The following is a 19065-nucleotide window of genomic DNA, read 5'->3' on the forward strand; positions in this document are numbered from 1 at the left end:
CTCAGTCCGTGCGGGGCGCCGCGAGCAGCCCGCGGACCGCCGAGCGACGGTCCAGGTCCTGGCGGTGCGCGACGGCGACGATGGCCTGCGCGAGGTCGCGGATCGGGACGTTGTGGTCGTTGGAGGTCCGGCGCATCACCTGGAACGCGGTGGCGGGGTCCACGTCGTAGAGCACGGCGACCATGCCCTTCGCCTGCTCGATCACCCCGCGGCTCTCGGCCGACGCCCGGATGTCGGCGGTCGCGCGCGCGTGGGCACGCTCGGCGACGACGGCGGTGAGGTCGACGAAGTACCCCTCGAGCGCGAAGGCGCCCGGACCCTGTTCGGCACGCACGCCGCGGCCGACGACGGCGATCGTGAGCTCGCGTCCGCGGGCGTCGAGCAGCCGGTGGACGACGGAGAACGCCTCGCCCGTGCGCATCGCCGCCGCGAGCGCCTCGCCGGTGCGCTCGCGGTCCTCCGCGTGGACGTGGGAGAGCACCAGCCCGGTGGTGGGCACCACCTCGTGCGGGGCGAACCCGTGCAGGGCGTACACCTCGTCCGTCCAGGTCCACCGGTCCGACGCCGGCTCGAGCCTGAACTGACCGACCAGGCGCGGGGGCTCGAGCGTCTGCGCCTCGGCTGCCAGGGTGTCTACGGGCAAAGGTCGCCTCCGACCGGATCGACTGCACCGGCCATTGCTTGACCGATGATGCCGACCCTAGCAAGCGGCCGCACTCGGGACGACGGGCGCCCCGAGCCACTACGTTGGGCGCGTGCCGACACCGACGTCGCCCCCGCTCCTCCGCCCCGCCCGCCGCACCGCGCTCGGGCTTGCGACGGTCCTCGCCGTCGCCGGCGCCGCGGCGTGCAGCGTCGAAACCCCCACCGCGGGCGGCTCGGTCGAGGTCCAGGTCCTGTCCAACGAGTGCGGCGACGACGGCTGCCTGGCCGCTCCCGCCGTCGGTGCCGAGGTCGAGCTGCTGCTCGGCTCGTCATCCGTCGACAACGAGGTGACCGACGCCGACGGCATCGCCCGGTTCCACACGGACTCCGTCGGCGTCTTCGAGGTCGTCGCGCACGTCGGCGATGTGTCGTCCCTGCCCTCGGAGGTGTCGGTCGATGGCGGCGGCGCCCTGACCGACGTGGCGATCATGGTCCAGGCGCCGGGAGGCCCGTGATGCGAGCGCGACGCCGGCGCCCAGGCGAGACGACGGCCGTGCCGCACATCGTGCGAGGCATGCTCGCCGTCGTCGCCCTCCTCGCGACGACAGGGTTGTCGTCCGGGTGCGGGGTCTTCCCGCAGAACGCGTACTGCGCCGCGAACGACCCGGTGGTCACGCCGACGAGCGTGAGCCCGGGCGACGAGGTGGACGTCCGGGTCGACGGGGTCGGCGGCCTGGACTGCTCCACGGAGCTGCCGGACCACGCCCGGTACGAGATCTCGATCATGTCGCTGGTGGACGGCACGGGAAACGACGACGTCGGCAGCCACTACTACTCGGCGGACCTCGTCGTCGTCGACCCGGACGAGGACGGCGCCGCGCGGACCACCGTCGTCGTGCCGGAGGACATGCCGCCGGGGCCGGCCGAGATCTCGGTGGACCTCGAGAACGCCAAGACCCTGTGCGAGATCGACCCGAGCATGCAGTGCCCGATGAACCCGTCGGCCGCCATCGACGTCGTCGGTTGACCGCCGTCCCCGGCTGCTAGGTTGCCGCGGGTGCGCAGGGTGTCGGTGGTCGGTGCGGCAGGGTCCGGCAAGTCGACGCTCGCCCGGGAGCTGGCGGCACGGCTCGGCGTGCGACGCGTCGAGCTGGACGCGCTGTTCTGGGGCCCGGACTGGACGCCCCGCCCGCGCGAGGAGTTCCTGGCGGACGCCCGGCGCGAGATCGGCGGCGACGCGTGGGTGATCGACGGCAACTACTCCGCCCTGCAGGCGGAGATCTGGGCACGGGCGGACGCCGTCGTCTGGCTCGACCCGCCGAGGCCGGTCGTCATGGCGCAGGTGTACCGGCGCACGCTGGCGCGCGCCGTGGACCGCACGGAGCTCTGGCCGGGCACCGGCAACCGGCAGCGGTGGCGCGACGTCCTCGCGCCCTGGCGCAGGGACGGCATCGTGCGCTGGTCGTGGGACCAGGTGGGGCGTTACCCCGAGCGGTACGGCACGGCGATGGCCGACCCCGCCCACGCGCACCTGGCGTTCCACCGGCTGCGGTCGCGCGGCGCGGTCGACACGTTCCTCGCCGCCGCCGGCTGATCCCGAGGTTCGACGACCACGGGTCGATGACTCCGCGCCGCCGGGGCGGTCCACCCTGCATGACCAGAGTGGTGGGCGACATCTCGATCTCCCTCGACGGGTACGTCACCGGGCCCCACCCGGGTCCCGAGAACGGTCTGGGCGACGGCGGCGAGGCCCTGCACACCTGGGCGTTCAGCGACGACCCCGTCGACCGGGAGCAGCTCCGCACCGCCACCGAGCGCAGCGGCGCCGTCGTGCTCGGGCGGCACCTGTTCGACGTCGTCGACGGCCCGCAGGGCTGGAACGACGAGGTGGGCTACGGCGCGCGCGAGGTGGGGACGCCACCGTTCTTCGTCGTCACGCACCACGCCCCCACCCGCACGCGGCTCGCGTTCTGGACCTTCGTCACGACCGGCCTGCATGACGCCGTCGAGCAGGCTCGCGCGGCCGCGCACCAACTGTCCGCGGAGGCCGGCGACGACCGCGACGTCGTGCTCATGGGCGGCGGGCTCACCGTCGGGTCGGCGCTGGACGCCGGGCTGCTCGACGTCCTCGTGCTGCACCTGTCCCCCGTCGTCCTCGGGTCCGGGACGCCACTGTTCGTCGGCGGCCGCACGCACTCCCTGACGCAGCGGGCGGTGACGCCGTCGACGACGGCCGTGCACGCCGTCTACGACGTCGGCCGGCAGGATTCCGGGCGCTGATCCTCCGGGAGCACGAGGTCCGCGAGGGCCGCGCGCAACGCGTCGGTGCCCGGCCCGGGCGCGAAGGCGGGGATGCGCAGGAAGTCCTCGAGGTCGGCGCGGGAGAAGTCGGCGAGCCGTTCCGCGCGGGCGTCGCGGATCGACTCGACGACCGTCGGGCCGTGCACGAAGACCGGGTCGGTGAGCCGCAGCCGGCCGTCGCCGGTCTGCAGGATGTTGCCCGGCCGGATGTCGGCGCCGCCCCAGAGCCGGTAGCGCCGGGCGCCGTCGGCGAGCAGGTCCTCGACGCGGCGGCGGAGGTCGACGACGCCGGGGTGGTCGGTGAGGTCGGCGGGCACGTCGTCGGGCGGCGGGGCGTCGGTGGCGCTGGTGACGCCGAGGGACCGCACGAGCCGCAGCGCCCGGTCCCGGTCCGCCGGGTGCAGGCGCTCCATGACGACGACGTAGCCGCGGTGCCGCAGCGGCACGACGTCGTCGATCCGCACGACGAACGGGTGCGGCCGCGCGGCGAACGCGTCCGCGAAGAGCCGGAACGCCGGGTCGAACGGCGTGACCCGCGCCGCCAGCGTGCCGTCCGGGGACGCGAGCACCCACGCCCAGTCGCCCGTCCCGACCAGGGTCCAGCCGTGCGACTCGAGCAGGGCGCGCGCGTCGGCGGCGGTGGTGTCGGGGGCGATGGTCGGGAGCACGGCCCCAGGATCCGCCGGCGCGAGCGACGCCGTCAGGTCCTTTTCCCGCCAGGACCGGCGCGACGACGTGCCGTGGACGACGTGTCGGCAACGACGCCGCCACGCTCGCCGACGTCGTACCCACTGACGGTTCACGGCGCGGAACTGACGCCAGGTGCAACGTCGATGCCGCGACGCCCTGCGTACCACCCTCCTGGGTGCCGCCACGCGATGCTGCTGGCGCGGCGACGCCTAGAACGGCGCGAGCGTCTCCAGCAGGATGGCGCCGACCATCGCGGCGAGCGCCAGCGAGATCACCAGTACGGGCGACCGGCGGCGACGGCGAAGGGCGCCGATCTCCGCGACGAGCACCCAGACGAACAGCCCGGCCGTCAGGAGCCGCCACACCACCCCGCCCACGGACGGGGCGTCGAGGACGTTGAGGACGTGGCGCCACCACGCGCTGACGAACAGGCCCGCCACGCCCGCCTGGATCAGCGCCAGGCCCGCGACCGCCGCCCCCCGCAGCAGACGGTCGCCGCGGTCGTCCGCGTCCGCCCCCGCGAGCTCGTAGCCGTCCGTGCGTCGCGCTGCCATCGTCGGTCGTCTCCCGGGTGGTCGTGAGCGGCCGCCGGTCCCCCGGCGCCTGGCCGACCAGTGTCCGGCGCGGGGGCGCGAAAGTACAACCTCCGACGTCGTCGGCCGGCGACCATTCATCATCTCCTGACAACGATCACTACCTGGTGATAGTTTCGATCCATGGCCGCACCGGAACGTCGTGACCTGCTCGGGCTGCTCGGCCCGCTCTACCGCAACCTGCGGCGCGCGGAGGAGCGCTGCGCGCAGGAGTCCGGGCTGTCGATGTGGCAGTACGCGGTGCTGTCGGTCGCCGCGCGCGAGGAGGGGCAGAGCCAGACCCAGCTCGCCGACCGCCTCGGGTACAGCAGGAACCGGATCGTCGGCGACCTGGACGTGCTGCAGGCCCGGGGCCTCGCCGAGCGCCGCACGGACGCTGACCGGCGCCGCAACTCCATCCACGCGACCCGCGCAGGGGCAGCCGTCGTCGCCGAGATCCAGCGGGCCATCTGGGCCGCCGAGGACGAGCTGCTGGCCGATCTCCCGGCGGGTGGCCGCGCCTCGTTGCAGTCGCTCCTCGAGCACGTCGGGGCGCGGCCCGAACCGAGAGGCTGACCATGGACACGTCCGCGCTGCACACGGCCACCGAGGCGTTCGCCGCCCTCGCGTCGGAGGTGACGCCCGGCGACCTCGCGGCGTCCACCCCCTGCGAGGGGTGGGACGTGGCGGACCTGTACCGGCACGTCGTCACCGAGAACATCCACTTCGGTCAGGCCGTCGCGGGAACCGAGGGTGCGTCGTCGGACCCGCTCCGGCTGCCCGCGCTCGACCGGGTCGGCCCGGCCTGGCCGGGGCTGGAGACGAGCTACCGCCGCACCGCCGACCTCATGGAGCGCGCGTTCGCCGCCGCCACAGACGCCACGCAGCGGAGGGCGGTGCCCGGCGTCCCGGGCGAGCGCACCGTCGAGGACCTGTACGAGATGCAGCTCTGCGACACCGTCATCCACACCTGGGACCTCGCCCGCGCCCTCGACCTTGGTTACGACGACGTCGACGCCACCCTCGCGCAGCGCGTGCTGCGCCGCATGCAGGCCGTGCCCGACACCGCCCGCGGTCCCGGCCGCGCGTTCGCCGAGGTCCGCAGCGGCGCCCGACCCGGCGCCGGCCCCCTCGAGCAGATCGTCGTGCTGTCCGGCCGCACGCCCTGACCGGTCCCGTGCCGCTACTGTCTGGCTCGTGAGCGACGACGTGGTCGAGTTCAAGGTCCGCTTCCGCCGTCGGAGCGGGAGGATCGCCCTGGCGGTCGTCGCCGTCCTGGCACTCCTCGTGGCGTGGTGGGCGGTCTCGGGGACCGCCGCCGTGGCCCAGGGCTCGGCGGCGTCGTCGGGCGTGGGGCACGGGGACGACTGCGACTACCCGGACGAGGAATTCTGGGCCGTATACGCGAAGGACGAGGCGCCCGTCGCCGTCCAGACCGTGCGCAACGAGGGCCGTTGGCCTGTCGAGGTGATCAGCACCAGGCCCGAGGCGTACCGCTTCAGCCCCGTCCCCGACGACCCGAGGTACGACGCCACGTTCCCGTCCGACCCGCTGCTCGGCGCACCGCCGGACGACGAGACGTCCGACCGCGTGACGATCCCGCCCGGCCGCGAGGCCTCGATGTGGATCATCGACCCGTTCCGTCCCGAGAACGAGTTCACGCGCGGCGGTCAGATGGGTGCCGGCGACCGGATCGGCGTCGAGAGCGCAACCGTGCAGGTCTGGTCGCTCGGAATCCGCCGCGACGCCGACGTCGCCTTCTACGGCACGCTCTGGCAGAGCGAGCTCACCAGCGACTCGGAGGAGTTCAAGTCGGAGCTCTCGCAGCTGTGCGAGAGCTGAGGATCGCCAGTTCACCGATGAAGACCTTCATCTAGGGAGCGGGTTGCGGGTCGCTGCGCGCTCCTGCTGTTCTCGTCCTGCATAGTCTCGCCACCAGGCAAGACCCTGCCTGGGGAGCGCAGGAACGCGGCACTACGATCTCGACATGTCGGTTGATGACGAGTCGCCCCGGCCGCGGCACATCCGTCATCTCGGCGATCCCCTGGCCGGGACCCCGTGGAGCCGGCTCGGAGACGTGGTGCGCGTCGACATCATCAAGGCGCGCGAGTTCGGCAAGGTCGTCCGCGACATCGGCCGGTGGCTGCATCGTCAGCGCAGAGGACGGTAGCCGAGATGGAACGTCTTACCCATCAGTGGCCCGTATTCGCCGAAGAACTGCGGGCGGCATTGATCGCGGAGGGCGAGGAGGAGCTCGCGGCGAGCGCGCGCGAACTCGAAGTCGCCGAGCGATGCGACTGCGGCGACGACCTCTGCCAGAGCTTCTTCACCGGCCCCGCTCCTGACGGTCAGTGGGGGCCCGGGCTTCGGAACGTCTGGCTGGAGCCGCCGTGGCCGGGACTGCTGATCGTCGACGTCGTCGACGCCGTGATCCGCTACGTGGAGGTCGTAGACCGCCCGGCGCAACTGAACTAGCCGCGCGGTCGCTAGAAGCCCCAGGTTCCCTGAAGCAGAACGACCACGACAGCCGCTGTAGCCAATCCGATCACGAGCAACGGGCGCGCCGGTCGGGGGCGCATCTGACGATGAAAACGGCGTACGGGGAAACAACCAGGGGCCCCACGTCCGCGTGCTGCGGGTGGGGCCCTTCGGGTGGCGGTAGCGGTGGGCTTGAAAACGGCGCGTTGGGCCGCCCTGCTCGCTCGGGTCGTTCTGGCATCTGACCTGCTCTTTCGCGGCGCTGCTCATTGGACCGCCTTGCACCCGCCGGCACCGATCCGCCGTTCAAAACGGAGGCAATTCGGCGACCTGTCGGCACCTCAGCCGGTGGGGACACTCGGAGGCGCCGTACCGATAGCGGAGCACAAGAGGTCGGCGAAGGTCCGGGTCAAGGGTGGCCGCAGGCCATCGCGTAGCGACGCCGCAGGCGCCCTTGACGCGGACCGGAGTCGGCCGGATGCTCGGCGGTCGGTGCGGGGCCGGACCGCGACGTTCCGCTATCGTCCAGCCACCGGCAGCCTCGCCGGCTCTCAGGCCGGAAGGGCGGTTGCAGTGGGGTCAGCAGTGAATCAGCCAGCATGGGTGGAGTGTCTAAGCGCCTGGGACAACAACTTTCGGCTCTGGGTGACTCCGTTGTTGGGACCGCCCTTTCTCGTCCTGGCGCTCCTTGCTCCGTTCCCGCCAGCATGGTTCTGTCTCATCCTCGCCGCCCTGACGCCCGGGACGCTGGTCCTGATGTGGGTGCAAGCGCGGAAGTGGCGACTGCATCCCGTGGCGGACGAGTGGACTTCGTTCGAATCGCGGTGGGCCTCAGCGCGGTCGCGTTGCTGCTAGTTGCAGCGTTCTACGCAATGCGCGAGTGGGGCCCCGTAGCTGGCGCCATCGCGGCAGTCGCCTACTACCTACTCGTGTGGGTGACAGCCCGGCACGTGGCCGCGCAGCTGGACGCCCGGCAACGGAGACGGGATGCAGCGGCGCGCGCCACGATTGTGGAGTGATTGCAGCGCCATCCGCTTGTCCTGACGGCCATATAGCGAGGCGGTTCCGAGACTGACTCGGGACCGCCTTCGTCATGCCGGGAGACCGAGCGGGTGGGGTGCGCGCAGCGAGCTTGCGAGCGGAGCGCGGGGCCCCGCCCGCTCAGCCTCCCGCGCGGCGGAGCCGCGCCTTGAGCCAGTAAGGAAAGTCCTCACAAGCACGTCCCGCTTCAAGATACGTTCGCACGAGCGCCCGCCTCGTGAGCCTTGCGGTGATACCGGCTCGGCCACTGGCCTTGGCTGCGCCTGAGCGCAGTGCGAGCGGCACCTATCGAGCCTGAGGCGTCCGAAGCGCAGAGCCTTCGGGCTAGCCTTCGGATAGCGTGTGGCCCTGTGAGCAGCGCACTCGACGAGCTTCGTGGCCTCGGGAAGAGGCTGACCGCACTCGGGTTACGAGACGTCGAAGAACTGGCAGCCTTGAACGAACGACAGCTATTGGCCCTACCCGGGATCGGCCCCGGGGCCGTTGCAAGAATCGGTTCGTTCCTCGCAGCCAGGGACCGGAAGCTCGCGGTCGACCCCTACGCTGCGTACGAGTGCGCGCGACACTCGGACACCGCGCGCGACGCCGAACTCCGCTCCTACTTCCTTTGCGACGCGTGCCGCAACGCCTACTCATCCGATGCGTTCAGCGGCCTAGCACCCGAGTGGGTCTCAGGCGAACGGATCGACGGATACTGCGGAAACTGCAACGAGCTACTTGTCGTTCGACTCTCGCAGTGGTTCGCGTGCGGCACATGTGATCGCGTAATGAGGTCTATCGGACGGAGCATTTCCTCCGCAAGGTTCGTCGAAGCGTCATGGGCTCGTTCCGTGAAGCACACTACGGAATACCGCCTCGTCGAGACTGATCCTGTAGCTCTTCGGCCGCGGGGTAAGCGTTCCGATCCGGAGAGAAAGCCGACCGTAGACTTTGAAGTTCACACTCCTGACGGCCAGGTCATCCTCGGCCTGGAGCTTAAGAGCGGACGCAGTGCGCTCCCGCGGGATGGTGTTGGCACACCGATGTCTCAGTTCCAACTCGACACGACGGATTGCGACGATATCACCACGGCCGCGAACACGATAGCTGCACCAGTCCTACTGGTACACGCTCAAGTTATCGGGCGCGCGGAGGCGCCGACCGAACGGTACGTGGGAGTCGGCCTATGGTTTGCGCGCCCCTGGGAGATGCTTGACAGTCTCGAAGCCGTACGCCAGCGCCCCCGAGAAACGCGAGACGCCGCCTACTTCAAGACCAAGATGTTCCGACCCTTCTCCGAAATACCCGCGTATCTTGAGACAGAACTCGAACAAGATCGCCGCCGGATGACAGACGAGGGATTTCCGCCACTCTATCAAAGATAGACGCAATCGACCAATGTCGATACTTGGCGGTAAGAGAATCATCCCTCCGAGTCAAATCTGGCTACACCAGCACGCACTTCCTTGATATCGCTCGGCATGAGCAGTACGGAGAACGCCCGGGCCCGAAGACTAAGGGGCAACGTGCGGCCCAAGGAATCGGTCGCCGTTGAAATGGATCATGTGGTCCGGGTTGTCGGCAACCCAGGCTTCAGTCTCCCACGCCAGTTCCGCCAGATACCGGCGCATGGTAGCGCGGTCGGGAAAACAATTCACGTAGACTAAGCCGGCAGTTGAGTCAGCGAACAGCGCACCGAGCGCGTCCCGGCGAGGTCCGTCAATGGGGCCATGGGTGGTAACAGCCTCCATCAGGAATAGCCAGTTCTTGCTCGGCAGATAGACCACAAGATCGGGCATCTTCCCGTGCGGGTCATCGATGACCACTCCCAGTCCGGCGAGCAGGTCGGGATGATAGAACGCGTACTTTTCATCCGCGTCACCGAGGTAAAGCACGATACCCCCGGGTGCGAAGCGGGAGCAGAACTCCTCAACCATCCGCACCAGCAGAAAGTTCTGTCCGCCGGGCGAGAGCGTCACCGTATCCCCCGCCGGCATGGTTACCGGGAGGCGGTGCATCTCCCGTGCCGCTTCTCGGGCTGCAAGCTGGCCTGGGAGTAGCACCAGGTACTCATCTAGGAGCGCTTGAAATTCGCCGGTCTCGTAGGCATGGATAATCGTGATCGCGCTGGGCGATACTCGATAATTGTTGAACTTGTCGTTGACAGCACGGGAGGGATTGTCGTGGTTGTACTCCACAAGCCCAGCCGCGACGAACTGGTGGAGGGTGAACTTCCGGACACTTTCCCGTGACCCCACGGCGTAGGACTTGCCCCAATTGGACGCGATCTCATCGATGAGCCGATTGACCGTCTTCGCATCGTTCGTGGCGTGAATCCACGGCTCGCCTGGCGTCAATCCGAGCAACGCCAGCAGCGTCCAGGCCGAGCGGTCGTTACACCTTACCCGATCGAATCCGAGTGACTTCAGCAGTTTCCGGGCGGACTCCAGCGTTGCAGGCACGAACGTCACAATACCGGAATCAGGCGGACAGCACCTGCTCTACGACCTTGTCAATGAGGTCTTGGTCCGAGAGTTCACCCGGAAGCGCTGCGCCCAGCTCTACAAGATCGTCGCGGCTTGGGAAAGGGAGGACCCCAAGGTCGCCTGCGTTGACCTGCGTGTGGCCCGAGAAGGTCCGAAACACCTCATCCAGTGGAGTCGAGTTGAGCCAAACTGCGAGCCCCTGGGCGAGCAAGGGTTCAAGCGGACTTCCATTCTCGTGAAGGTAGTTGGTCTTGTTGTCGAACGCGACTACGCCGGGCCGATCCCAGACTCCAGCGACGACGCGGCGCCGCTCCTCTTTGGCGGAGAATCTCTTAATCACGACGTAATTGCCGGGAACATTCGTAAGTTTCCTGGCTCTGTCCACCTCCACCACGAACCACTGCGGTTTTGGCGCGCGAGACAACGGGTGAGTGATTCGCCCATGGCGGACGTTGGCCTGATACACCATCGGTACGGTATTATCAGTCGGCTCGGTGACGAGCCAGTCACGGCTGCGGAAGTCGACAACGCGCCCTGTCGACGCCTTTATACCGAGATCTGCAAGCGTGAACTTGGCTGCGGCCGGCACATTCGTCGCCCCGTCAGTGAATCGCACAAATTGGTGCTTATCTCCGGGGACGACAACGATCTTTGACGAAACCGACTTGATGTCAACATGGTCGTTGTGGCCGACGCTTGCAGAAAGTACGACCTCGTCGGGCCAAGCTCCTCGTGTACCCGAGACAATGACATTCTCCTGAAGCACGCCCGAATCCGCGAAGACGGTACTGCGGCTCTCGAAAACGTGGAGCCTGTCGAGCCCTATCTGGCTCAGGAGCCATTTCCTGAATGCGGAGAAGTAGGTTCCGTTTGCCCACGATCTTGGGACAATCGTCACGCACTGCCCGCCAGGTGCGAGGGAATCTACAGCGAGGGCCCAGAACGCCGAGTAGACATTGGGCGTGTCTACTGTCTTGACCGCTGTCGCAACACGGTGTGGGTCCGCAGACGGCAGCTTGCCATACGGCGGGTTTTGAATCACCAAGTCGAATGGGCCTGTCACCCGGGGGTCGCCCATGGTCGCGAGGGCGACGTAGTCTCCTTCGACCAGACGTGTCCTCACGCCGTGCGTGGATTCGAGGTCTCCGAGGGTCGAACGCAGTGCCGGGATCACGTGCGGGTCGACCTCAACCACCGTGGCCTCGACGTCGAGGTCTGGCCGCTCAGACGTGATGCGCTCGAGTAGTGCCACCGTGAGCGAGCCTGCCCCAGCGCCAGGGTCCAGGACCCGAACCACACCGGAGAGGCCGTCGACCCGCAGCATAGACGCGATGAGGTCAGCGGCCTTCGCTGGCGTGAAGAACTGGCCCATGGCCGACTGCTTCGCTGGGTCGAGTCCTCCCAGCGCATCGCGACGCCTGGCTTCCGTGCGCTCCTTCAGACTCACCCGCCCAATCTACGTTCCAGCACCGACACACGTTGACCAGGGCGCGCTCGTCGGGGGGCCGTTCGGCCGGGTTGCCCCCCAGGAGCTGCTAGACCGCCCTATCTTGACCAGGGCGGACGCGCCCTGGGGCTTCCTCGCTCTGATCGGCCGGTGCGCCACGGCTAGTACTCGTCCCGCGCGATTCGCTGTGCGGCCAACCGGGGATGTCCCGCGGACTACCGCTGCCAGTCGACATCGGGCCGTGGACCATGCGCCCGAGCGGAACTGTCGGGGTCCTCGCACTGCTACCGTCAGCTCGAGGCTTGGAGAGCTATACGCTCGCGGACGCTGAAACGAGGACAAATGACGACAGAATCGGGATACGCGACAGTCAACCGTATCGTTGGCACGCAAGATCTCAGTTGGCTTTTGGAACAGCACCGTCGTGGACAACTGGACCTCGACCCGCCATACCAGCGGCGAAGCGTTTGGACCCCGCGCGACCGGCGGTCATTTATGGATACAGTTTTTAAGAACTACCCTTCACCTGCGGTATTCCTGCACAAGACCATCGACCTTGCGACCGGCGAGTCAATGTATCACGTCGTGGATGGCAAACAGCGGATCAGCACAATCCTTCTCTTCCTGAAGAATAAGGTCTACTTGCCGCGCGACTTTGGCGACACCCGATTTGACGGCAAGCGATGGCGCGACCTCGTTGACGACGACGCGAAATCCCGCCTTTGGAACTATCGTGTCACAATCGAAGAGATTGACGACGTTTCTCCGACTTTCGTGCAAGAGGTATTCGAGCGCCTCAACAAGAACTCGCGAAAACTCACAGCACAAGAGTTGCGTCATGCTCGCTTCGATGGCTGGATGATTCGCTTTCTCGAAGAGGAAGTCACTCAACCAGTGTGGACCAACTTTAAGATCAGCACCACTGCTAAGGAAAGGAGAATGACTGACGTCCAGAACTTGGCTGAACTCGCCATGGTTAGCCTGCGGCGCCAGATATCGGGATTCGACCAGGAGGACATCGACGGCTTCTTTGCGCAGTATGACGAAGTTGAGAACGACGAGATCGAGTTTGACGAGGACGAGTTCACCACGAAGTTCTTCCAAGTGCGTGACTGGCTCGCCGATTTGAACCGCGATACGCGTGTAGTTGAGCAGAACGCGCAGCCGTTCATGCATTTCTACACGCTCTGGGCGCTTGTGAGTTCGTCGCTCGATGCTCTTCCCAATATTGCGACATTCGGATCCAGATACCGAAATTTCATGATGAAGGTTGCCGCTTACGAAATTGATCCGTCAGACTATGGTGTCGAGGACTCGACTTCAGTGCCCGACGAGTACGAGGAATGCATCAAGCGTTACAAGGTAGCCTCTCGCGGAGCGACCACCGAGCAGCCACAGCGACAGTCTCGCCTGGACGCGTTGCGCCGCGCCATGGCCCACAGGTTGCCGGCTTCGTGAAGATCGATGCAGCGATCCGCGAAAGTTATGAGCGTCAAGCGCGGATAGCACGCCAACTAAAAGGTGAAGTCGACATCGACCTACAAAAGCGGAAGCATTCATCGTGGCATTACGAAAGCCGCGTCAAGGGCGATGAGAGCTTCGCCATAAAGGTCGAGTCAGGGAGGGTCCCCGACCCAAACCGGATGGAAGATGTGTTCGGGGCTACGCTTGTTGTCCCTAACGCAACTCGCCTACCGGAGGCGGAAGCGGTTGTCACACAACGGTACTCCGTGCACGAGCGACGGCCGCCGACAGCAACAGGGACTACAAAGAGACCGCACGACTTCTTGTTCGACGACGTGCGCCTCTATGTTCGGTACGAGCGCACTGAGGGTGAACGGACGGCGATACCTGACGGGACGCTCTTCGAGGTTCAGATAAAAACGTTCCTTCAACATGCTTGGGCCGTAGCGACGCATGATCTAATCTATAAGTCCGAACAGCGCGACTGGCGACGGGAGCGTGTTGCCTATCAGGTTCGCGCGACGCTGGAGCAAGCTGAAGTTACGATCGCCGGTATCGAGGCGCTGGCGGCAAGTGATGTGTTGCCAAGTGCAAATCCTGAAATCGATCAACTCAACGAAATAATCGATGTCTTGAATACGGAATGGGATGCAGCCGCGCTTCCACGCAACGTTCGCAGCCTTGCGGAATCTGTCAACAATCTCCTAAAGATCGTTGACGGTTCACCGGCCGCGGATAGGGTTGAGATTCTGCGAGCGTTGCTATTGAGCGGAAGCCAAAGGAATGCGGGTGCTCACAGTTTGGACTGGTCTCCGTACAGATCCGTATTGAACTACATTGCCGACGACCATAGTCAAAGGCTAAGTCGTCGACTTCGAAATGGTGGCCAGTCGCAGAAAGCGAAAGTGTTAGTATATCCGGAAACGCTTGCGAGGCTCGGGATTGAACAGGCGGAGGCCCGCGGCGCCGTGGTTTTACCCTAGTCCAGATCTTGGGCGGGCCGTAGTCCGGCAAGCCATCACGGGCGCTGGCGTTGACTGTCGCTTGCAAGGTCACAACTCGGACTGCCCCGCGCACCAAGGTTACGCCCGAAACGGCGACGGCAAGCCCGAGGCGGGCCTCCGCGCACGTCCGCATCGCCCAAGCAGTGGCCGGTATAGCCAAGAAAGTTGGTGTGCCGGAGGGGGTGCTGGAGGACATCGCCCTGCTGCGGAAGGCCGTGCGGGAGTGGAAGGACCGTCCCGCGCTCCCCCGAGGTAAGCGGAACATCACCCTGCTGCCGCAGATCGTCGACACGATGCTCGGCACCGGTCTGCGAATCGGTGAGTGCCTGGCGCTGCGGGAGGCGGACCTCGACCTCGAGGCTCTGATCCCGGCTCGTCCCGCTCTATCCCGCGCTCCAGTCCGGCCACGGCGCAATCCGGTGAGTTTCCGGTGACCTGGAAACGACGAAGGACCCCACAGCCGCAGAATCTCGCGGGTGGGGCCCTTCGGGTGGCGGTAGCGGTGGGATTTGAACCCACGGTGGACTTTCACCCACACACGCTTTCGAGGCGTGCTCCTTAGGCCGCTCGGACACGCTACCTCGCCGGACGGACCGGCCCACCGAGGATACCCAATGGATCGGCAGACCCGAAATCCGGTCGGCGGCGGGCGGGACGGACCGCCGCCGCCGACGGTTCAGGGGGTCAGGCGCAGGGTGCGCCGGCGTCCCAGGCGCCGGTCACGTCGGTGCCGGGGCGCTCGCCCTTGGCGTACCAGAGGGCGGTGTGGTTGACCCCTGCGCGGGAGACGACGTCGCCCCTGCGGTAGACGGTGCCCGCGTCCCACGCGGGCGCGCAGTCGGCGGCCGCGGGGGCGGGGACGGTGCCGCGGGGCCCGATCTCCTTCCACGGCCCGTGCGGGTCGCCCGGCTCCTGGTTCCGCGTCCACCACTGCGCGCGGTACTCCACGCCGTCGTGCGCGACGACGTCGCCCTTCGTGTAGACGCCGGTTGCGTACCAGGGGTCCGCGCCCTCGCCCACGACCTGCGGGCCGGGGGTGGCGGCGCGGAGGGTGCCGGCGAGCGCCGACCCGAGCTGGTTGCGGTAGTCGCCCGCGATGTCCCAGAAGTAGGCGCCGCCGTACCCGTTCTCGGCGAGCCACTCGGCCTTGGCGGTGACGGAGCGCGGGGTGTCGAGGCTCCACCACTGGTCGCCGTCGTACCGGTAGCCGGCGGCGGCGGTCTCGTCGTAGTACTCGCGGCCGAGGTCGTGCAGCTGGGAGTAGTTCTTCTGCCCGAGGGAGCCGATCGCGGCGGCGCCCGGGGTCGCGTCCTCGACGCCCTCCCAGCCGTACCCGTACGCGGCCATGCCGAGCACCAGCTGGTCGCCGTCGTACCCGGCGGCGCGGTAGGCGCCGAGCAGCCGTCGGCGGCGAGGCCCCAGTTGGCCGACGACCCGTCCGGGTTGCTGTACGGGTGCAGGTTGCCCTGGTGACCCGTCTGCGTGGCGGCCCACGGCCCGGTGTAGTCGTAGCCCTGCACGTTGAGGAAGTCGACGACGGCGGCGAGGCGCGGGTCGTCCCAGCCGCCCTGCGTGCGCGGCGCCCAGCCCGCGGGCGCGAAGCCGGTCAGCAGGTAGTCGTCGCCCGTCGTCGCGGCGCGCTCGTCGAGCTTCTCGCGGAACAGCTCCATGAACGCGAGGAAGTTCTCCTTCTCGACGTCCGGGTACGTGGGCGCGTGCTCGCCGTCGGCGGCGGGCCACTCCCAGTCGATGTCGAAGCCGTCGAAGATTCCGGCCGCGACGCCGGCGCCGCCCTGCGCCCCCACCTGGGGCAGGTCGCCGTCGAGGTAGGTGTCGATGCAGGAGTCGACGAGACGCTCGCGCGACCCGGCCGTCAGGGTCGCCTCGGCGAAGTGGTCGGACCAGGTCCACCCGCCCAGCGAGATCATGACCTTGAGCCCGGGGTAGGCCGCCTTGAGCTTGCGGAGCTGGTTGAAGTTGCCGGCGAGCGCCTGGTCCGCGGAGTCCGCGACGCCGTCCACGGAGTCCTCGGCGCCGAAGATCCGCAGGTAGTCGTTCTGCGGGTCGCCCTCGGGCCCCTCCGGCCCCTCGGCGTCGGTGATGTCGCACACGAGGTCCGACGTGACGTTCCCGAACGCGTACGTGAGGTGCGTGAGGTCGGCCGCGGCGCCGGTGCGCGCCAGATCCGCCACCTCGAAGTCGTGGGTCTCCGTGCCCCAGGCCGGGTAGTAGCCGAGGGTCTTGTAGCCGTTGACGCCGTCGGCGTCGTGCGCGGACGCGCCGCTGGACGTGGGCGCCGGCGTCGCGGGCCGGGGCGCGGCGGACGCCCCGGCGGCGGTGAGCCCGACGACGGCGGCCGCCGCGACGAGCGTGAGGGCGCCGTGACGGCGCGGGGACGGTCGGTGTCTCATCGGGAGCCTCGTTGCTTCCTCCGGGCGCACCCGGATACGGGTTTGTTCGGGCTCCTGCACAATATCGTGACCGTCCGGCGGTGGCCAGCCCCTGCCCAGGTCAGGGGTGGTTCCGAGAGGGGTCAGAACACCGGCTTGCCGCCCGTCACCCCGAGCACGGTGCCCGAGACGTAGCTCGCGTCGCGCGGCGAGGAGAGGAAGACGAACGCCGGGGCGACCTCGCCCGGCTGCCCGGCGCGACCGAGCGGCGTGTCCTGCCCGAACTTCTGCACCTTCTCCTCGGGCTGGGTGGCCGGCTGCAACGGGGTCCAGATCGGGCCCGGGGCGACGGCGTTCACGCGGATCCCCCGCGGCCCCAGCTCGGCCGCCAGGTTCACCGTGAGGTTGTTGATCGCGGCCTTGGTCGACGCGTAGTCGAGCAGCGACGTCGAGGGCTGGAACGCCTGGATGGACGAGTTGTTGACGATGCTCGCCCCCTCGCCCAGGTGCTTCAGCGCCGACTGCGTGATCCACAGCAGGGCGTACAGGTTCGTCTTCAGCACGCGGTCGATCTCGTCCGTCGTGATGTCCTCGACGGACTCCCGCCGCGCCATCTGGAACCCCGCGTTGTTCACCAGGACGTCGAGGCCGCCGAGCTGCTCGGCCGCCCGGTCGGGGAGCGACCGCGCCGTGGCCTCGTCCGTGATGTCGCCCGGCAGCAGGGCCGCGGCGCGGCCCGCCTCGCGGACCCAGCGCGCCGTCTCCTGCGCGTCGTCCTCCTCCTCGGGCAGGTAGCCGATGGCGACGTCGGCGCCCTCGCGCGCGAAGGCGATCGCGACGGCGCGGCCGATGCCCGAGTCCCCGCCGGTCACCAGGGCCCGCAGGCCGTCCATGCGGCCCGAGCCGCGGTAGCTCTCCTCGCCGTGGTCGGGCGTCGGGGTCATCGCGCTCGTCAGCCCCGGCGGGTCCTGCTGCTGGGCGGGGAACGACTGCTGGTCGTCAGCCATGCGGTCCTCCTCGGTCGTGCGGTCCTCGGTCGTGCGGTCCTCGGTCCGGCGGTGGCCTCACGCGGCGCGACGGCGCGCGAGCTGCGCCTCGTGCACGTGGGGCCGCTTGGCCGGCTTCACCGTGTCGAGGGCGTCGCGCACCCCTTCCTTCGCGCGACGGCCGAACCCGTCCGCGTCGGCCAGGTGGGCCATCATCTGGGTGGCCGCCTCGCGCAGGGTCGCGCCCGTCGCGCCGGCGGCCTCCGTGAGCAGGCTCTCGGCCTGCTGCTCCGACACCCCGTGCACGGCCATGAGCACGCCCTTGGCACGCTCGATGGACGCGGCGGAGACGAACGCGCTGTCGAGCGCGCGCCGCACGTCCCGCTGCACGGCCTCGCGCTGCACCGGGGTCACGTCGACGACGTACCCGGCCACCTCGGACGCTCCGCCGTCGCGGCTCCGGCGGGACTGGGCCGTGAAGAGCAGCGTGCGGGTCCGGCCGTGGGCGTCGACGACGCGGCGGGCGGTCGTGACCGGGCCGCCCAGGGCCAGCGTGCGGACGGCGCCGCGCACCGCGCGCTCGCGCTCGTCCGGGTGCAGGCGGCCGTCCAGCGTCGCCGCGCCGGGCTCGAGCTCGCCGGGCTTGTGCCCGAGCATCGCGTCGACCTCGTCGGACCACCACCAGCGCCCCGAGGCCAGGTCGGCCCGGTAGCTGCCGGTCAGGAGGTTCGTCCCGACCGCGAGCGCCTCGACGGCCTGCTCCGCGGTGGGGTGGTCGGAGTCGACGGGAGGGGTGGTCGTCATCATGACCTCCGGATGAAGAAGGAGGGATGGTGCCGCTTCCTGACGCCGGTTCCTCACGCTAGCCCCGCGGACGGGAGTAGTCCACCGCTCACCACCGCCCGCCCGCCGCGGCGAGCTGACGGCGGGCGTCCTACGGTCGTCGGGTGGCGTCGAGTCCGGGCGCCCGGCCGATGCCGCGACGTCCGAGGGCGTCAGGAGGAGGCACGATGCCCGCCCACCACTCCACACCGTCCGCCGACCGACCCCTGCCGCGCCTGGCCGAGGCGCTGGAGCGCTCCCCCGGGCTCGACCCGCTGGCGGGCCTGTACGAGCGGATCTCGCGCACCGTGGTGCCGGGCCCGAGCCGCGTGCGCGACGAGCTGCGCGGCAGGTCCGTCGGCCACCCCGTGCACGCCGTGCTCACCGACCTGCCGATCGGCCTGTGGACGAGCGCGGTCGCGCTCGACCTCACCCGCCCGCAGGGCCACGCCGACGCCGCCCGGCGGCTGGTGGGCCTGGGTCTGCTGGCGGCGCCGCCGACAGCTCTCACGGGACTCGCCGACTACCGGGCGCTCAGCGCGCCCGCCCGGCGCGTGGCCGCCGTCCACGCCTCGTGCACGGGCGCCGGCACCCTCCTGGCGTTCGCCTCGTGGCGCGCGCGGCGGGCGGGGCGCACCGGGCTGGGCACGCTGCTGAGCCTGGCGGGCATGGGCGCGGTGGGCGCCGGGGGCTTCCTCGGGGGGCACGTCGCGCAGGCGATGCGCGAGCCGCGGCACGTTCCCGGCGCCGCCTGACCCGG

At 68.7% G+C, this 19065-nt stretch carries 22 protein-coding genes, 1 tRNA gene and 1 pseudogene; 14 read left to right on the forward strand and 10 right to left on the reverse strand.

Annotation, left to right across the window (positions count from 1 at the left end):
- Window position 1: 1 nt before the first annotated feature.
- Window positions 2–643 carry a PAS and ANTAR domain-containing protein gene (locus ACFU9A_RS18820; protein ID WP_430576814.1) on the reverse strand — a complete coding sequence of 214 codons (642 nt, stop codon included), beginning with the start codon at window positions 641–643 and terminating at the stop codon, window positions 2–4.
- Between the two features lie 112 nt (window positions 644–755).
- Between ACFU9A_RS18820 and ACFU9A_RS18825 the strand changes: the two genes are divergently transcribed.
- Genes ACFU9A_RS18825 through ACFU9A_RS18840 form a run of 4 tightly spaced genes read left to right on the forward strand, consistent with a single transcriptional unit; the run spans window position 756 to window position 2925 of the window.
- Window positions 756–1160, forward strand: a complete 405-nt coding sequence (locus tag ACFU9A_RS18825) for a hypothetical protein (protein ID WP_430576815.1) — start codon at window positions 756–758, stop codon at window positions 1158–1160.
- A 59-nt stretch (window positions 1161–1219) separates the two neighbouring features.
- A complete protein-coding gene (locus tag ACFU9A_RS18830; protein WP_430576816.1) occupies window positions 1220–1672 on the forward strand; it encodes a hypothetical protein in 453 nt (150 codons plus the stop codon).
- Window positions 1673–1702: 30 nt separating this feature from the next.
- Window positions 1703–2239 (forward strand): toxin, encoded by a 537-nt coding sequence (locus ACFU9A_RS18835; protein WP_430576817.1) that lies wholly within the window; start codon window positions 1703–1705, stop codon window positions 2237–2239.
- A gap of 59 nt (window positions 2240–2298) precedes the next feature.
- Window positions 2299–2925, forward strand: a complete 627-nt coding sequence (locus tag ACFU9A_RS18840) for a dihydrofolate reductase family protein (protein WP_430576818.1) — start codon at window positions 2299–2301, stop codon at window positions 2923–2925.
- Here the strand turns inward: ACFU9A_RS18840 and ACFU9A_RS18845 are convergent.
- Together ACFU9A_RS18845 and ACFU9A_RS18850 are read right to left on the reverse strand one after the other, a co-directional pair.
- Complete coding sequence (locus ACFU9A_RS18845; RefSeq protein ID WP_430576819.1) at window positions 2892–3614, reverse strand: hypothetical protein; 723 nt, start codon at window positions 3612–3614, stop codon at window positions 2892–2894. The two genes, ACFU9A_RS18840 and ACFU9A_RS18845, sit on opposite strands and share 34 nt — an antisense overlap.
- A 231-nt stretch (window positions 3615–3845) precedes the next feature.
- Entirely contained in the window at window positions 3846–4190 is a 345-nt protein-coding gene (locus ACFU9A_RS18850; protein ID WP_430576820.1) for a hypothetical protein, read from the reverse strand.
- 162 nt (window positions 4191–4352) lie between these two features.
- On the opposite strand from ACFU9A_RS18850, the gene ACFU9A_RS18855 reads away from it, so the two are divergent.
- The 6 genes from ACFU9A_RS18855 to ACFU9A_RS18880 all read left to right on the forward strand — a co-directional run bounded on the left by ACFU9A_RS18855 (window position 4353) and on the right by ACFU9A_RS18880 (window position 9091).
- Window positions 4353–4784 carry a MarR family winged helix-turn-helix transcriptional regulator gene (locus tag ACFU9A_RS18855; RefSeq protein ID WP_430576821.1) on the forward strand — a complete coding sequence of 144 codons (432 nt, stop codon included), beginning with the start codon at window positions 4353–4355 and terminating at the stop codon, window positions 4782–4784.
- A 2-nt stretch (window positions 4785–4786) separates the two neighbouring features.
- The gene (locus ACFU9A_RS18860; RefSeq protein WP_430576822.1) at window positions 4787–5377 is read left to right on the forward strand and encodes a TIGR03086 family metal-binding protein; all 591 of its coding nucleotides are present in this window, start codon (window positions 4787–4789) and stop codon (window positions 5375–5377) included.
- Window positions 5378–5405: 28 nt separating this feature from the next.
- Window positions 5406–6050: a hypothetical protein gene (locus tag ACFU9A_RS18865; protein WP_430576823.1), complete on the forward strand. Its 645-nt coding sequence runs from the start codon at window positions 5406–5408 to the stop codon at window positions 6048–6050.
- Between the two features lie 145 nt (window positions 6051–6195).
- Window positions 6196–6378 (forward strand): hypothetical protein, encoded by a 183-nt coding sequence (locus tag ACFU9A_RS18870; RefSeq protein ID WP_430576824.1) that lies wholly within the window; start codon window positions 6196–6198, stop codon window positions 6376–6378.
- Between the two features lie 5 nt (window positions 6379–6383).
- On the forward strand, window positions 6384–6683 hold the full coding sequence (locus ACFU9A_RS18875; protein ID WP_430576825.1) for a hypothetical protein: 300 nt from the start codon (window positions 6384–6386) through the stop codon (window positions 6681–6683).
- Between the two features lie 1394 nt (window positions 6684–8077).
- Window positions 8078–9091 carry a helix-hairpin-helix domain-containing protein gene (locus tag ACFU9A_RS18880; RefSeq protein WP_430576826.1) on the forward strand — a complete coding sequence of 338 codons (1014 nt, stop codon included), beginning with the start codon at window positions 8078–8080 and terminating at the stop codon, window positions 9089–9091.
- Between the two features lie 129 nt (window positions 9092–9220).
- Here ACFU9A_RS18880 and ACFU9A_RS18885 read toward each other — a convergent pair whose 3' ends face one another.
- Window positions 9221–10168 carry a BsuBI/PstI family type II restriction endonuclease gene (locus ACFU9A_RS18885; protein WP_430576827.1) on the reverse strand — a complete coding sequence of 316 codons (948 nt, stop codon included), beginning with the start codon at window positions 10166–10168 and terminating at the stop codon, window positions 9221–9223.
- 19 nt (window positions 10169–10187) lie between these two features.
- A complete protein-coding gene (locus ACFU9A_RS18890; protein ID WP_430576828.1) occupies window positions 10188–11639 on the reverse strand; it encodes an Eco57I restriction-modification methylase domain-containing protein in 1452 nt (483 codons plus the stop codon).
- Window positions 11640–11981: 342 nt separating this feature from the next.
- Here ACFU9A_RS18890 and ACFU9A_RS18895 point away from each other — a divergent pair, with 342 nt between their 5' ends.
- From ACFU9A_RS18895 to ACFU9A_RS18905, 3 genes are all read left to right on the forward strand, one after another.
- Complete coding sequence (locus tag ACFU9A_RS18895) at window positions 11982–13097, forward strand: DUF262 domain-containing protein (protein WP_430576829.1); 1116 nt, start codon at window positions 11982–11984, stop codon at window positions 13095–13097.
- On the forward strand, window positions 13094–14086 hold the full coding sequence (locus ACFU9A_RS18900; RefSeq protein ID WP_430576830.1) for a hypothetical protein: 993 nt from the start codon (window positions 13094–13096) through the stop codon (window positions 14084–14086). Before ACFU9A_RS18895 ends, ACFU9A_RS18900 begins: the two co-directional genes overlap by 4 nt.
- 203 nt (window positions 14087–14289) lie before the next feature.
- Window positions 14290–14541 carry a hypothetical protein gene (locus tag ACFU9A_RS18905; RefSeq protein WP_430576831.1) on the forward strand — a complete coding sequence of 84 codons (252 nt, stop codon included), beginning with the start codon at window positions 14290–14292 and terminating at the stop codon, window positions 14539–14541.
- Between the two features lie 57 nt (window positions 14542–14598).
- On the opposite strand, the gene ACFU9A_RS18910 is transcribed toward ACFU9A_RS18905, so the two are convergent.
- The 5 genes and pseudogenes from ACFU9A_RS18910 to ACFU9A_RS18930 form a co-directional block, all read right to left on the reverse strand.
- Window positions 14599–14688: transfer RNA gene (locus ACFU9A_RS18910), tRNA-Ser, on the reverse strand.
- A 103-nt stretch (window positions 14689–14791) separates the two neighbouring features.
- The gene (locus ACFU9A_RS18915) at window positions 14792–15601 is read right to left on the reverse strand and encodes a glycosyl hydrolase family 18 protein (RefSeq protein ID WP_430576832.1); all 810 of its coding nucleotides are present in this window, start codon (window positions 15599–15601) and stop codon (window positions 14792–14794) included.
- A pseudogene (locus tag ACFU9A_RS18920) lies at window positions 15553–16518 on the reverse strand (glycoside hydrolase family 18 protein); the annotation flags it as partial. The gene ACFU9A_RS18915 and the pseudogene ACFU9A_RS18920, both read right to left, overlap by 49 nt.
- Window positions 16519–16640: 122 nt before the next feature.
- A complete protein-coding gene (locus ACFU9A_RS18925; RefSeq protein ID WP_430576833.1) occupies window positions 16641–17504 on the reverse strand; it encodes an SDR family oxidoreductase in 864 nt (287 codons plus the stop codon).
- 57 nt (window positions 17505–17561) lie between these two features.
- Window positions 17562–18287 (reverse strand): PAS and ANTAR domain-containing protein, encoded by a 726-nt coding sequence (locus ACFU9A_RS18930; protein ID WP_430576834.1) that lies wholly within the window; start codon window positions 18285–18287, stop codon window positions 17562–17564.
- Window positions 18288–18493: 206 nt separating this feature from the next.
- On the opposite strand from ACFU9A_RS18930, the gene ACFU9A_RS18935 reads away from it, so the two are divergent.
- Window positions 18494–19060, forward strand: coding sequence for a DUF2231 domain-containing protein (locus ACFU9A_RS18935; RefSeq protein WP_430576835.1), 567 nt, complete (start codon window positions 18494–18496; stop codon window positions 19058–19060).
- Window positions 19061–19065 lie beyond the last annotated feature (5 nt).

The organism is Isoptericola sp. NPDC057653, assembly GCF_042799955.1.
GTDB lineage: Bacteria > Actinomycetota > Actinomycetes > Actinomycetales > Cellulomonadaceae > Isoptericola.